The organism is Hyalangium sp. (genome assembly GCF_035629615.1).
Classification (GTDB): Bacteria; Myxococcota; Myxococcia; order Myxococcales; family Myxococcaceae; genus Hyalangium.
On record NZ_DASPHO010000637.1, the window covers coordinates 38,873 to 53,344 of the forward strand.

Annotated in this window: 8 protein-coding genes; 3 read left to right on the forward strand and 5 right to left on the reverse strand. The window is 69.6% G+C overall.

From position 1 onward, the window contains the following. Positions 1 to 11: 11 nt before the first annotated feature. On the forward strand, positions 12 to 4,550 hold the full coding sequence (locus tag VD972_RS32710) for an amidohydrolase family protein (RefSeq protein ID WP_324992714.1): 4,539 nt from the start codon (positions 12 to 14) through the stop codon (positions 4,548 to 4,550). A gap of 94 nt (positions 4,551 to 4,644) precedes the next feature. Here the strand turns inward: VD972_RS32710 and VD972_RS32715 are convergent, their stop codons facing one another. The 5 genes from VD972_RS32715 to VD972_RS32735 form a co-directional block, all read right to left on the reverse strand. Further along, on the reverse strand, positions 4,645 to 5,283 hold the full coding sequence (locus VD972_RS32715) for a TetR/AcrR family transcriptional regulator (protein WP_324992715.1): 639 nt from the start codon (positions 5,281 to 5,283) through the stop codon (positions 4,645 to 4,647). 21 nt (positions 5,284 to 5,304) lie between these two features. After that, positions 5,305 to 6,486 carry a metallophosphoesterase gene (locus VD972_RS32720; RefSeq protein WP_324992716.1) on the reverse strand — a complete coding sequence of 394 codons (1,182 nt, stop codon included), beginning with the start codon at positions 6,484 to 6,486 and terminating at the stop codon, positions 5,305 to 5,307. Positions 6,487 to 6,569: 83 nt separating this feature from the next. After that, complete coding sequence (locus tag VD972_RS32725; RefSeq protein WP_324992717.1) at positions 6,570 to 10,154, reverse strand: two-component regulator propeller domain-containing protein; 3,585 nt, start codon at positions 10,152 to 10,154, stop codon at positions 6,570 to 6,572. A gap of 147 nt (positions 10,155 to 10,301) precedes the next feature. Beyond that, positions 10,302 to 11,207, reverse strand: a complete 906-nt coding sequence (locus VD972_RS32730; RefSeq protein WP_324992718.1) for a TIGR01777 family oxidoreductase — start codon at positions 11,205 to 11,207, stop codon at positions 10,302 to 10,304. Continuing rightward, positions 11,204 to 11,755 carry a hypothetical protein gene (locus VD972_RS32735; RefSeq protein WP_324992719.1) on the reverse strand — a complete coding sequence of 184 codons (552 nt, stop codon included), beginning with the start codon at positions 11,753 to 11,755 and terminating at the stop codon, positions 11,204 to 11,206. The genes VD972_RS32730 and VD972_RS32735 overlap by 4 nt, the downstream gene beginning before the upstream one ends. A gap of 128 nt (positions 11,756 to 11,883) precedes the next feature. Between VD972_RS32735 and VD972_RS32740 the strand changes: the two genes are divergently transcribed. Together VD972_RS32740 and VD972_RS32745 are read left to right on the forward strand one after the other, a co-directional pair. Beyond that, positions 11,884 to 12,987 (forward strand): polyprenyl synthetase family protein, encoded by a 1,104-nt coding sequence (locus tag VD972_RS32740; protein WP_324992720.1) that lies wholly within the window; start codon positions 11,884 to 11,886, stop codon positions 12,985 to 12,987. A 10-nt stretch (positions 12,988 to 12,997) separates the two neighbouring features. After that, a partial coding sequence (locus VD972_RS32745) for a phytoene desaturase family protein (RefSeq protein ID WP_324992721.1) occupies positions 12,998 to 14,472 on the forward strand: 1,475 nt, incomplete at its 3' end.

Genomic DNA, 14,472 nt, shown 5'->3' on the forward strand with positions numbered 1-14,472 from the left:
AGGACATCCGCATGCGTCAACCCACACGCCTTCTTCTGGCCGTGCTCGCCACGGGACTTCTCGCGCTCACCGGCTGCTCCGGTGACGACAAAAATGTCTGCGGCAACGGCCTCAAGGAGGGAGCTGAGCAATGTGATGACGGCAACCTCACTGTAGGGGACGGCTGTAGCAACACGTGCTCCGTGGAGACCGAGGTACAGGCCTGTGGCAACGGCGTCCGGGATGTCGAGGAGGCGTGTGACGACGGGAACGTGCAGGACGGGGACGGGTGCGAGAGCAGCTGCTCGCTGACGCCCAAGCCCATCACCCAGTGCGCGAGCCTGCCGGCGGTGCCCAGTGGGTCCACGTGCGCGGTGACGAAGGCGGGCACCAGCGGCGCGCGGCTGTTCCAGGGCGTGGTGCTCAAGGACAGCGGGGTGCTCAACGGCGGCCAGGTGCTGGTGGACGCGCAGGGCATCATCCAGTGCTCGGAGTGTGACTGCTCCTCCAAGGAGGGGGCCGCGGAGGCCACTGTCATCTCCTGCCCGCAGGGCGTCATCTCCCCGGGCCTCATCAACGCGCACGACCACATCACCTTCCAAGGGCCGCCGGGCGCGGGCAGCGCGGAGCGCTACGAGCACCGCCACGACTGGCGCCGCGGCAATGACGGGCACACACAGGTGAGAAACAACGGCTCGACGAACATCCTCATCACCTGGGGCGAGCTGCGGCAGGTGATGGCGGGCACCACCTCGGTGGCGGGCAGCGGCGGGCAGCCGGGCCTGCTGCGCAACCTGGACAAGGACAGCGTCACCACGAGCGGGGGCAACCAGCAGGGGCTGGACGAGCCGGCGCTCCTCTACCAGACGTTCCCGCTCGGGGACTCGGGCGCCGGGGAGCTGACGAACAGCTGCGCCTACCCGGGCATCGACAGCCCGTCCGTCATCCCCCAGCACTCCGCCTACTTCCCCCACGTGGGCGAGGGCATCGAGGAGTCCGCGCACAACGAGTTTCGCTGCACCTCCACCACGGCCAACGGCGGGAGGGACTTGTTCCAGCGGCAGACGGCCGTCATCCACGGCATCGCGGTGACGGCGAAGGAGATTGGCACCATGGCCAGCAAGGGCACGGACCTCATCTGGTCTCCGCGCTCCAACCTCTCGTTGTACGGGGACACGGCCATGGTGCCGGCGTACAAGACGATGGGCGTCACCATCGCCCTGGGGACGGACTGGGTGCAGTCCGGCTCCATGAACGTGCTGCGCGAGCTGCAGTGCGCGGACTACCTGAACGCCACCTACTATGCGCGCACCTTCACGGACGAGCAGCTGTGGCGCATGGTGACGGCCAGCGCCGCGGATATCACCGCCACGCAGGAGAAGCTGGGCCGGCTCGAGCCGGGCAAGGTGGCGGACCTGGCCATCTTCCGCCTGCGCACCTTCGCGGCCTCCCCGTACCGGGCCGTCATCACCGCCAACTCGGAGGACGTGGTGCTCACCATGCGCGGGGGCAAGCCGCTGTATGGCGATCAGGCGCTGGTGGCCACGCTGGGCCAGGGCGGCTGTGAGTCCGTGGAGGTGTGCGGCGCTCCCAAGGTCCTGTGCGTGAATGACGAGATGGGGCAGACGTTCACCGCGCTCCAGACGGCCAACGCGAGCGCCTACCCGCTCTTTTTCTGCAACCAGGCGCCGAAGGACGAGCCCACGTGCGTCCCCCAGCGCACCTCCACCAACGCCTCCTTCCCCGCCAGCGTGAACCAGTCCACGGCGTACAACGGCGCCCGCTCGGCGGATGACAAGGACGGGGATGGTGTTGCGGACGCCCAGGACAACTGCCCCATCTTCTTCAACCCCATCCGCCCCATGGACAATGGGGCCCAGGCGGACGCGGACAAGGATGGGGTGGGCGATGTGTGCGATCCGTGCCCGCTGCTGGCGGGTGCCTCGAGCTGCTCGGTGCCGCCTCTGGAGGACGAGGACGGGGACAGCATCAAGGACTGGCAGGACAACTGCCCGTATGTGGCCAACGCGGACCAGGCGGACGCGGATGCGGACAAGCGCGGCGACGCGTGTGATGCGTGCGCCACGGCCAACCCGGGCGCCAAGGCCTGCGCGGTGTCCATCTATGAGGTGAAGAAGCCGGTGGATGGGGTGTACCGGCTGGTGAACGAGCCGGTGTCCCTGGCGGACGTGCTGGTGACGGCGGTGGGCAGCAACGGCTTCTTCATCCAGTCACACCCCTCGGAGACGGGGCGCTACCAGGGGCCGGACTACTCCGGGATGTTCGTGTACACCGGCGCGGTGCCCTCCGTGGCGGTAGGGGATCGCATCACCATCACGGCCGCAAAGGTGGCGGACTTCTTCGGCCAGATCGAGCTGACCGATCCTTCCATCACCAAGAACTCCGGCGGCAACCCGCTGCCGGCACTGGTGACGGTGAGCCCGGCGGACGTCCGAACCGGAGGTCCCCGCGCCGCGGCGCTCGAGGGGGTGCTGGTGGAGCTGAACAATGTCTACGTGACGAAGCAGGAGCCCTCGCTCGGTGCGGCGGACAGGGCACCCTCCAACGAGATCGTCGTGGACACCGCCCCTGGCACGGACGGAGAGGCAGTAGGCGTCCGGGTCAATGACTACTTCTACGTGGCCTCGACGCTGCCGGCCGTGGGCACGAAGTTCCGCCTCGTGCGCGGAGTGCTGGACTATCGCAACGGCAACTCCAAGGTGGAGCCGCGCAGCGCGCAGGACTTCGTGTCGCCGCCCGCGGCCCTCACCTCGTTCGGTCCCTCGGGCCAGTACGTGCGCGTGGGGCAGACGGGGACGGACGCGTTCCCGCAGGCCCTCACGGTGACCATGGCCGCCCCCTACTTCGAGGATGTGGCGGTGACTGTCGAGTCCAGCTCCGCGGCACTGCGAGCGGGCGACAACGGCACCGTCATCATCCCCGTGGGGAAGACCTCGGCGGTGGTGCCGCTGCATCCGCTGGAGCAGGCCACCAGCGTGACGCTCACCGCGCGGCTGGAGGACTCCTCGCAGACGACCACGGTGCGCGTGCTGGGTGAGATGGAGGAGCCCACGGTGGTGTCCGTCACCCCCACGCCCGTGGTGACGGCAGCGGGCCACTCGGTGCGCTTCACCGTGAAGCTGGATCGCCCCGCACCTGCGAACAGCACCCTGGACGTCACCGTGAGTCCGGCGACGCTGGGCACGGTGGATGCGCCGGCCCTCGCTGTTCCGCTCAACGCCACGGAGGCCACCTTCACCCTCACCGCGGATGCAGGGACGACGGACACGGGCGGCACCGTGACGGCTGCGCTGGGCACGGGCAACACCGCGAGCGCCACGGTGACGCTCACGACAGACCCCTTGCCGAAGCTCATCAGCATGACGCCTGCTTCGGCGTTGACGGTGGAGCCTGGCGCCACGCAGCAGTTCACCCTCACGCTGGACCTGCCAGCGCTGTACGACACGGCGATCGCCGTGACCGCGGCGCCGGACACGGCAGGGACGACGTTCGGCTCGGCGCCCACGGTGGTAGTGATTCCCACGGGCGCGACGTCGGCTCCCTTCTCCTTCGCCGCAGGCTCGAGGAACAACGTGAGCGGGAGTGTGACGGCTTCCTTCGACGGCGCCACCTTCACCACGCCGGTGACGGTGATCGCGGCGCCGCCGGTGCTGACGAGCCTGACGCCGGGCTCGGCGCGGGTGACGGTGGGCAGGACCCGGGTGTTCACGGCGACGGTGGATCGCGCGGTGCCGGAGGGCGGCATCTCCGTGGCCGTGTCCCTGGACTCAGCGAGCCTCGGCTCGCTCTCGCCCACGGGCACCCTCACCATTCCCCAGGGGGCGCTCAGCGGTCAGGTGACCTTCACCGCCGGGAGCGAGGAGCGCACCGGCCAGCTCTCGGCCTCATGGAACGGCGTGACGCTCCGGTCGGACATCTCCGTCACCCTGGCCTCCATCGCCAGCCACCTCGTCATCAGCGAGGTGGCGGTGCAGGGCCCCGGGGGTGCCAACGATGAGTTCGTCGAGCTCTACAACCCGACGAATCAGGACATCGACATCACGAACTGGAAGCTGCAGTACAAGAGCGTGTCGGGTGCCACCTACTCGGGCAACTTCAACATCGCCACCACTCCCAGCACCACCATCACGATCAAGGCTCACGGCTACTTCCTCCTGGCTCAGGGAGGCTACTCGCCCGGAGCGGGTGAACCCGCGGCGGACATGACGTACGGGTTCAGCATGTCAGCGGCCGTGAACGGAGGCGGCCACATCCGTATCGGTCCCGACCTGACGGCCAGCGAGCTGAATGACCCGGACACGGTGGACAAGCTGGGCTATGGCACGGGGGACTCGGCGGAGGGCAGTGCGCCCATTGCAGGGAATCCTCCCGCCTCGCCTGCCAGCTACGAGCGCAAGGCGGGCCCGGGCTCCACGGCCGCCTCGATGGGAAGCGGCGGCGCGGATGAGACGAAGGGCAACGGGCAGGACACCGACAACAACGCGGCGGACTTCATCATCCGCACCACGCGCCAGCCGCAGAGCAGCACCAGTCTGGTGGAGCAGCCGTAGCCCCACTCACCTGAGGGCCACCCCTCTCCCCGCGCGGGAGAGGGGGAGGGCACCCGAGGCCCTCGCGCCCGGGAGCGAGCGCGGGCCCGGGGGCCTACTCCTTCGGAGGGTTGAAGCCCGTCACGAGCAGCTTGTCCAGGGCGGCCAGCACGGGATCGTACGTCACCGTGGCTCGGAACAGGTTCTGGTAGGTGAGCAGGCCGATGTAGCTGCCCATCATTCCATGCGCGGTCTGCACGGGATCCAGGTCCGCACGGAACTCCTGCTTCTTCTGCCCGTAGCGGATGATGCCGGCCAGCACGTGGACGTAGAGGTTCAGCTTCTCGCGCAGCGCCTCGGCGACGCGCTCGTTGGAATCGGCGGACTCGGCCGCCACCATGCCGAAGAAGATGCCGTACTCGCGGTGGTAGCGCAGGAACTGCGCGGTTCGGTTCATGAACCGGACCAGCTGCTCATGCGCTGGCAGCTTGCGCTGCTCGGAGAGCAGGTCCACGAACTCCTTGAGGTAGCGCTCGTGGAGCTCGTCGATGGCCGCCAGCAGCAGATCTTCCTTGGTGGGGAAGTGCCAGTAGAGCGCGCCCGGCGTCATGCGGATGGCCTTGGCCAGCTCCGCCATCGTCGTTGCCAGGAAGCCTCGCCGCGCGAACAGCGTGATGGCCGCTTCGAGAATCTCTACCCGGGTGCGCGCCGCGCGCTCTTGCTTGATCTCCCGTTTCGCTGGTTCCTTGGCCATGGGAGGGCCATCCTACCTACCTCACGAGAGCAGCGTCACGTGGACAATCTCCGGAGGAGCCGCTACACGCACCGGCGGCCCCCAGAAGCCTGTCCCCCGGCTGACATAGAGGTGGCGCCCGTTCTCCTCGAAGTGTCCGGCGTCGTGCTCCCAGATGGCGGAGATGGCCAGGGTGAAGGGGAAGAACTGGCCGCCATGGGTGTGCCCGGAGAGCTGCAGGCCCATTCCGGCGCTTGCCGCCTCGCGCCAGTTGGCGGGCTGGTGGGCCAGGAGCACCGCCGGGCGCTCGGGATCCCTCCCCGCCACGGCCCGTGCCAGATCGTACCGCTTGGCGTAGCCAGAGCGGGACGCGCCCCAGTCATCCACGCCCACCAGATCAAAGGAGGCGCTCGGCTCACCGATGCGCACGTACCGGTTGCGCAGCACGGAGACGCCCATGCGCTCCAGGGCCTCGGTCCACGCCTCGTCGTCCGAGTAGTACTCGTGGTTGCCGGTGACGAAGAAGGTGCCGTGCCGGCTGCGGAGGTTGGAGAGAGCCGACACGGCGTGGCCCAGCTCGGACACGCTGCCGTCCACCAGGTCCCCGGTGATGCACATCAGGTCTGGCTTGAGCACGTTGCACTGCTCCACCAGGGCGTCCATGAAGCGGCGCTTGATGACGGGGCCCACGTGGATGTCGCTGAGCTGGACGATCGTGAAGCCATCCAGCGCCTTGGGCAGTCCTGGCAGGCGGAGCGCCACCCGGTTGACGACAGGAGGGTGGAAGGCACGCCAGGCGCCGTAGCCCACAGTGCCGGTGGTCGCGAGCAGGGCCCCGCCAGCGGTGGCGCGGGCGAGGAACAGGCGCCGCTCCTCGGAGACGGGGGACTTCTGCATGCGTCGGCGCTGGAGGAGGCGGGACAGGGCGCTCGCGCCGCCCAGGGTCCACAAGGCCAGGAGAAGGTAGATGGCCACCCCCATCCAGCCCCACCCCACGGTGGCCAGGGCGAGCACGGCGTTCTCGGGCAGCACGAGCGCCAGCAGCCGCGAGCCCAGCATGAGCAGGCACAGTGCCGCCATGGTCACCACCCCCGCCTTGCGCCAGCCCGGGTGCCCAGAGGTGTCGCGGAAGATGCGCCGGTACAGGTAGACGTGGGTCAGCACCGAGAGGGTGCCCATGAGGGTGAAGATGACCAGGTAGCGGACGATGGCGGCGGAGGGCATGGCGCCCCCATACTTACCGGATCCGCGCCCGCCGCAACCTGAACTGCATGTGAAGAAGCGTCAAGCGGTGTGGCCGCCCCGGATCAGGCCAGGATCGAGGAGGGCTGGCCGCGCTCCGCGAGCAGCCCCCGGAGGCGGGTGCGCAGCGTCTCTGGCTCGAAGGGCTTCTCCAGCCAGGGCAGCCGCGTGGTGTCCAGGAAGGCGCGCGCTGCTTCGGTGAAGGCGCCGCCGGTGAGGAACACCATGCGCTCGGCCTGCCCGGGCGCCTCGCGGACGAGCGTCTCGTGCAGCTCCATCCCCGTCATCTCCGGCATCATCAAGTCACAGAGGATGAGGGCGTAGCGCTCTCCGGCCCGCAGCCGCTCCAGCGCCTCGCGTGCGTGGGTGAGGGCCACCACCTCGTGCTCGGGTGCCAGCGTGCGAGAGAGGGCCGCGATGAGCAGCGGTTCGTCATCGATGACCAGCAGCCGGCCCCGGGGCGTGGGGGCTTCGGCCTCGGGCGTGACGGCGGCCTGCCTCCCGGAGGGGTGCGCCGGGGCCGGGGGCAGGACTACCTCGAACGTGGTGCCCCGCCCCTGCTCGCTGCGCACGTGGATGTCTCCGCCCATGTTCTGCACGTAGGAGTGGCAGATGGACAGCCCGAGCCCCGTGCCCACCCCCACCGGCTTGGTGGTGAAGAAGGGCTCGAAGATGCGCGGCAGCACCTCGGCGGGAATGCCCGTGCCGGTGTCGCTCACCGCTACGATGATCTGTCCCCGCTCGTCCGTGCGCGTGGTGACGCGGATCTCGTTGCGGTCCGCATGTCCCTCGGGGATGGCCTGGGCGGCGTTGACGAGCAGGTTGAGGAACACCTGCCCCAGCCGCGTCTCGTCCCCCAGCACCTGGAGTGGCTCGCCATAGTCCTTCACCACCCGGGCGCGGTGGCGGATCTCCGCGTCCGCGAAGGAGAGCGCCAGCTCCAGCACCGTGTGGACCTCCACCTTCCGCAGGCGCTCGGGCTGCATGCGGGAGAATGTCCGGAGATCCTGGACGATGCGGCGCACCCGGTCCGCGCCCTGCAACGCCTCGTCCAGCGCCAGCTCCACCTCGCCCCAGCGCTCCTGGGCATCCGCCTGCCGGGCGGTGCGCACCTCGGTGGCCGCGTAGTGCAGGTTGGAGATGATGAAGGCCAGCGGGTTGTTGATCTCGTGCCCCACTCCGGCGGCCAGGGTGCCCACCGCCGCCATCTTCTCCGCGTGGACGAGCCGCTCGCGCGTGGCTTGCAGCTCCTGGAGGCGTGCTTGGAGATCGCCGTTGACGGTGGCCAGCTCGGCGGTGCGCTGGTCCACGCGGGCCTGCAGCTGGTGCTCGCGCTGGCGCACCCGGAGCACGCGCAGCCACGCCAGGCCGGCCACCGCCAGCACGGCGGCCAGTCCGTAGGCCACTCGGAACCACCAGGTCTGGTGGAAGCGGGGCGCCAGGAAGAACGTCAGTGTCGCCTCGGAGGGCTCGCTCCTTCCATCCAGGGACTCCACCCTCACCCGAAACCGATGCTTCCCCGGCGCCAGGTGCGTGTAGTGGGCCACGCGCTCACCACTGGCCTGCACCCAGTCCGAGTCCACTCCCTCGAGCTGGAAGCGGAAGCGCAGCTGCTGCGGGGCGCGCAGGCCCGCGGCGGTGTAGCGCAGCTCCACGCGGCCCTCACCCACGGGGATGTGGTCCCACTGAGCGCGAGGGATTGGCTGGCTGTCCACGAGGATCTCCTCGAAGAGCACCGGCGGGAGGGGAGGCGCGCGCTGCTCCTCCGGGCTGTTCGGATCGTAGCTGACGACGCCGCGGATGGTGGGGAACCACAGCCGGCCATCGCGCGCCACGATTCCTGGAGGTGCTGCCATGCCGTTGCACTCATGCGTCCGCATCCCGTCTTCCATGCCGTACGCGCGGGAGGCGAGGCGGGAGAGCCGGCCCTCGGCGATGGCCTCCAGCTCCTCCAGGGACACGCGGAAGATGCCCTTGTTGCAGCTGATGAGCACGTGGCCGCGCCCGTCCGGGAGGATCTGGAAGATGCGGTCATCGAACAGGCCCTGCTCGCGGGTGAAGCGCTGGAAGCGCCCGGCCTTCCAGCGGTAGAGCCCCTCGTCGGTGCCCAGCCACAGCGTGCCGTTGGCCTCTTCGTGGATGGCCTGCACCTCCGTGAACATGGGCTGGCCCTCGGCGGCCACCAGGACGGGCCGGCCGTGGATGAAGTAGGCCAGTCCTCCCTCGGCGGTACCCACCCAGAAGCCCCCCGCGGGCCGCTCCTTCAGCAGGGTGATGTTGTTACCGGGCAGCCCGTGGTTCCGCGTGAAGAGCTCGAAGCGCTCGCCGTTCCACCGCGCCAGTCCCTCTGGAGTCCCCGCCCAGAGCGTCCCCTCCGGGTCGACGTGGAGGACTCGCACTGGGCCCGGGGGCAGGCCCTCGGCGGAGCCCAGCGAGGCGGTGATCTTCCCCTCCTGCCAGTGGCTCACGCCCGTCTGCGCGCTGATCCAGATGCTGCCGTCGGGAGCCTCGGCGATGGAGCGCGCGCGGTCGTGGATGAGCCCCTCGCGTGTCGTCCACGTGCTCATCGTCCCGTTGTGCCAGCGGGTGACGCCGCTCTCCATGCTGCCGAACCAGAAGCTCCCATCCCGTGCCTCGTAGATGGAGGCGACCATGTCATGCGGCAGCCCCTCGGGGCGGCCCAGGGGGGTGAAGGGCGCGTCCTTGAAGCGATGCAGCCCGCCCTCCGCCGCGCCGATCCAGAGGTTGCCCTCGTGGTCTTCCAGGAAGGAGATGACCGCGATGCTCTGCAGCCCCTGGGCGCCATCCATCGTGAAGCGCTTGCTGTGGGCCAGGCGCAGCATGCCTTGCCCCGTGCTCCCCACCCATAAGGTGTTCAGCCGGTCCACGAAGAGGGCTTCGATGGGAGCCCCGGGCATGCTCGCCGCGGGCACCGCCAGCAGGCGCCCTTCCTTCAGCTGGTACACGGTCCCATCTCCGGTGCCCACCCAGAGGATGCCATCCCTGTCCACCGCGAGGGACAGCACGGGCACGTGGCCCTTTTCGAAAGGAGGGCTGTCGCGCAGCGCCGTGCCATCCCAGCGCTGCAGGCCACCGGTGGTGCCTACCCAGAGGGTGCCGGCCGCATCCTCGGCGAGCGCATAGACCTGGGTGCTGGCCAGCCCGCTGTCGGGGGTCCACATCTGGAGCTGGCCCTTGAAGAGCCGCGCGAGCCCATAGCCGCCAGTGGCGATCCACAGGGCGCCATCCCGCGTGGGGAGCAGGGCCTTGAGGTTGCGCAGGGGAAGGTGGGAGGGCACCTCGACGCGGGAGAAGCTTCCTCCGCTCATGCGGGTGAGCCCCGCGTCGGTGCCGATCCAGAGCGTTCCCTCCGAGTCCGTGGCCAGGCAGCGGATGGAGCGGGCCTGGAGTGCGGGCGTGTTGGTCAAGTCGAACACGGTGAAGCGCACGCCGTCGAAGCGCACCAGCCCTTCCCAGGTGCCGCCCCAGAGGTAGCCATCGGGCGTCTGTGCCAGGGCCTGGATGGCGTTCTGCGGCAGCCCGTCCTCTGTCTGCCAGCTCTGGTGAGGGAACTGGAGCAGGGACTTGTCGGGATCCAGGGCCAAGGCAGGCGGAGCGCCCGCGAGCAGGCCCACGAGCACTCCCGCCACGAGGACACGCAGGGCGCTCCGGCCGAGTGCAAGGCGGGTGGGTGGCTCTTGGCTGGAACGACGTGAGACGGGGCACATATGGGAACCTGCCAGGCCGGCACCGTAGCGGGGCAGACGGCGATGGGCAAAGCCGGCCCCGGTGGCGCCTCAGGCGAGCAGCTCCCGCAGGGCCTCCTCCAGCCGAGGGAAGCGGAAGGAGAAGCCGGCCTCGGTGAGCCGCCGCGGCAGCACGCGCTGTCCCTCGAGCGCCACCATCGCCATCTCCCCCAGCGCCGCCTTCAGCACGAAGCCCGGCACGTGCATCACCGAGGGACGCCCCAGCACCGTGCCCAGCGTGTGGGCGAACTCGGCGTTGGAGACGGGCTCGGGCGCGGTGACGTTGATGGGCCCCTCCAGCTCGGGGTTCTCCACGAGGAAGCGCAGCGCCGCTACTGCGTCCGCGCGGTGGATCCAGCTCACGTACTGCTTGCCGCTGCCCACCCGGCCGCCTGCCCCCATGCGGAACGGTGGCAGCATGGTGTGGAGCGCACCTCCCTCCGGGTGCAGCACCACGCCCATGCGCGCCACCGCCGTGCGGAGGCCCACCTCCCGCGCGCGCTGCGCCTCCGCCTCCCAGCCCTGGCACACCCCTGCCAGGAAGTCCTTGCCGGGGGCACTCTCCTCCGTGAGCGGCTCGGCTCCGTGCGCGCCGCCGTAGTAGCCCACCGCCGAGGCGGACACGAAGCGCTGTACCGTGCCCGCAGCCCTCATGGCCTCCACCACGGCCCGCGTGCCCAGCACCCGGCTGTCCCGGATGCGCTGCTTCGCATCGTGGTTCCAGCGCTGGCTCACCGGCTCACCCGCCAGATGGATGACCGCCTGCGCACCACCCAGGGCTTCAGGCGCCAGGGGCTCCCCCGCCCGGAAGACTGCCCCCGTCACCCCCGTTGGCAGCTTCGCCAACGCTTGTTCAAGGTTTCGTCCCAGGATGTGGACCTGGTGCCCTGCCTCCAACAAACCCTGGACAAGGCCTGGCCCCAGGAAGCCAGTCGCGCCCGTCAGGGCCACCTTCACGGCTTCGGCTCCGCTCCCAGCTCCATGCCCAGCAGGCGGGACAGGGCGTCGAAGAACGTCTTTTGCTCGGCCGCCTCCAGTCGCCCCGAGTAGCTGTAGACGACCGCCCCCGTGGCATCCAGCAGCATCACCGTGGAGGTCTTCTTGGGCAGCGCCCACGGGGGCCCTCCCAGCGTTCCCTCCAGATCCACGAGGATGGGCACTCCCGCCTTCTTCTCCTCAGCTCTCACATGCGAGAGGGCAATCTGCCGAGCGGGGAAGAAGTTGAACTTCTCCAGGTTGGCCACCGCCACCACCCAGGCCGCCTCCAGCAGGCCGTGCTTCTTGCCGCGCTCGAAGAGCTCCTCCTTCAGCGCCAGGTTGAGCTGCGTGGAGTCCTTGTCCTCGTAGAAGAGGATGACGGGCTTGCCCCGCCACTTCGACAGCGGCGTCTGCACGCCAGCCGAGCTCTTGAGCGTCGCCTCCAAGGGACTGGACCGCAGTCCGTCGGCGTGGGCCCCGCTCGTAGCCAGGGTCACCGTCAATGCACCTGCCAGCCAGGTCTTCATGGGAGGGCTCCGTTGAAGAGGGTTCGAATGGGCAAGGTTTTGACAAACATTGTACATACTATTGACAAAGAACGTACGCGGGCACTACCAGTAGAGCAAGGTGCCTTGGAAGTCTGGAGGACGATGCGATGGCTTCTCCCTTCTCCGTGATGACTGCCCCGCCGCTGGCCCTGCCCCAGCCGCCAGCGCCCTCGGCCGATGAGGTCTGGCTGCGCACGGTGCAGCGTCAGGTCGAGTCTTCGCTCGCCGAGCTGTTCGAGCTGCCGGACGAGGCCTCGCTGGATCCGCGCTGGACGCGGGCCATGGAGCGCACGCGCCTGTACACCCTGCGGCCGGCCAAGCGGGTGCGCCCCGCTCTGATGATGGCCGGGTACGCCCTGGCGCGCGGCTCGCTGTCGGTGCCCGCAGGGCTGTGGCGCTTCGCTTCGGGGCTGGAGCTGCTGCACACCTTCCTCCTCATCCATGACGATGTGGCCGATCAGGCAAAGCTGCGGCGCGGCGGGCCCGCGCTGCACCACCTGCTGGGCCCTGGGCGGGCAGGCGAGGACCTGGCCGTGGTGGTGGGCGACCACCTGTTCTCCCGCTCGCTGGAGGCGATGCTCTCCTCGGGACTGCGGGGCGCGGCGGAGGCCTCGCGCTACTACCTCGGGGTGTGCCGGCACACGGCGGCCGGGCAGTACCTGGATCTGGAGCTGTCCCGCGCGCCGCTGTCGAAGGTGACGCTCTTGCAAGCGCTGAGGGTGGCCCACCTGAAGACGGCGCGCTACGGCTTCTGCGCACCCCTGGTGTGTGGGGCCATGCTGGCGGGCGGGGACGAGGAGCTGCGCGCGGCGCTGGAGTGCGTAGGCCGCCACGTGGGGCTGGCCTTCCAGCTGAGGGACGATCTGATCGGCCTGTTCGGGGATGTTCGCGTGGCGGGCAAGGCCTCGGACGGAGACTTTGTCGAGGGCAAGCGCACCGTCCCGGTGCTGGCGGCGTACACGCGCGCCCCGGCCGGCATCCGCGAGGAGCTGGAGCGGCTGTGGTCGCTGCCGCGGGAGGCCAAGGATGCCGAGGCGCTCGCTCGGGCCCGCGCGCTGGTGGAGGAATACGGCGGCCGGGCCGCGTGCGAGCGGCTGGTGGAGCGCGCCTCGCGTGCGGGGCGTCGAGCGCTGCACGCGCTGCCGGACGAGGGCGGCGTGAGGGACTTGCTGGACACCCTCATCACCCGGCTGGCGCGACGCGCGGCCTGAGGAAGCGAGCATGGCCATGGAGCAGGGCAGGCCGAAGGCAGTGGTGGTGGGAGCCGGCGTGGGTGGGCTCGCGGCCGCGGCCCGGCTGGCGCGCCAGGGCTTCGACGTCCACCTCTTCGAGAAGACAGAGGGGCCGGGCGGTCGCTGCAACCAGCTCCGGGTCGAGGGCTTCACGTGGGACATCGGCCCCACCATTGTCCTCATGCCGGAGGTCTTCGAGGAGACCTTCACCGCGCTGGGCCGCCGGCTCGATGACTCCCTGACGCTGCAGCGGTGCGAGCCCAACTACCGCATCCACTACCGGGACGGCTCGGCCATTACCTTCACCTCCGAGCTGACGGCCATGGGGCGCGAGCTGGAGCGCATCGAGCCCGGCAGCTTCCAGCGCTACCTGGCCTTCCTGGCGCAGGGGCGCGAGCAGTACCGCACGAGCCTGGATCACCTGGTGGGGCGCAACTACGCGGGGCTCTCGGACTACTTCTCGCCGAAGGTGCTGGCGAAGATCTTCAAGGTCCGTGCGCACCGGCGCATGTACGCGGACGTCAGCCGCTTCTTCCAGGACGAGCGGCTGCGCGCGGCGATGACGTTCCAGACGATGTACCTGGGCGTGTCGCCGTTCGCCTCGCCGGCGGTGTATGGGCTGCTGCCCTTCACCGAGCTGGGCGTGGGCATCTGGTTCCCGAAGGGAGGCCTGTACTCCATCCCCCTGGCGCTGGAGCGGGTGGCGCGCGAGGAGGGAGTGCGGCTGCACTACGGGCAGCCCGTGGAGCGCATCCTCACGGAGGGCTCCCGGGCGATGGGGGTGCGGCTGGCCAGCGGGCGGGTGGTGAGGGCGGACGTGGTGCTGTGCAACGCGGATCTGCCATACGCGTACGAGAAGCTGCTGGAGGGGGCTCCCACCTCGCTGCCGCGCAAGGAGAAGCTGCGCTACACCTCGAGCGGCTACATGCTCTACCTGGGGCTGCGGAAGCGCTACCCGGGGTTGGGCCACCACAACGTGGTGTTCGGGCGGGACTACAAGGGCTCGTTCGACGACATCTTCGAGCGCTTCCGCGTGCCGGAGGATCCCAGCTTCTACGTGAACGTGCCCACGCGCACGGACGCGAGCCTGGCGCCGGAGGGGCAGGACTCGGTCTACATCCTGGTGCCGGTGCCGCACCAGCACCCGGGCCTGGACTGGAAGGTGGAGGGCCCGAAGGTCCGGGCCAAGGTGTTCCAGCGGCTGGCGGAGCTGGGCTTCCCGGAGCTGGAGCGCGACATCCTCGTCGAGCGCGTCTTCACGCCGGATGACTGGGCGGCCTCGTACAACCTGATGCACGGCAGCGCGTTCGGGCTGGCGCAGAACTTCCTCCAGATCGGCCCGTTCCGGCCCTCGAATCAGGATGCGCGGGTGAAGAACCTCTTCTTCGTGGGGGCCTCTACGCAGCCGGGCACGGGGCTGCCCACGGTGCTGATCTCCGCGCGGCTGGTGGTGGAGCGGATGCG

Coding starts and splice junctions, on each gene's coding strand:
- VD972_RS32710 (WP_324992714.1), top strand. CDS start 12: ATGCGTCAACCCACACGCCTTCTTCTGGCCGTGCTCGCCACGGGACTT.
- VD972_RS32715 (WP_324992715.1), bottom strand. CDS start 5,283: ATGGCCAAGGAACCAGCGAAACGGGAGATCAAGCAAGAGCGCGCGGCG.
- VD972_RS32720 (WP_324992716.1), bottom strand. CDS start 6,486: ATGCCCTCCGCCGCCATCGTCCGCTACCTGGTCATCTTCACCCTCATG.
- VD972_RS32735 (WP_324992719.1), bottom strand. CDS start 11,755: ATGAAGACCTGGCTGGCAGGTGCATTGACGGTGACCCTGGCTACGAGC.
- VD972_RS32740 (WP_324992720.1), top strand. CDS start 11,884: ATGGCTTCTCCCTTCTCCGTGATGACTGCCCCGCCGCTGGCCCTGCCC.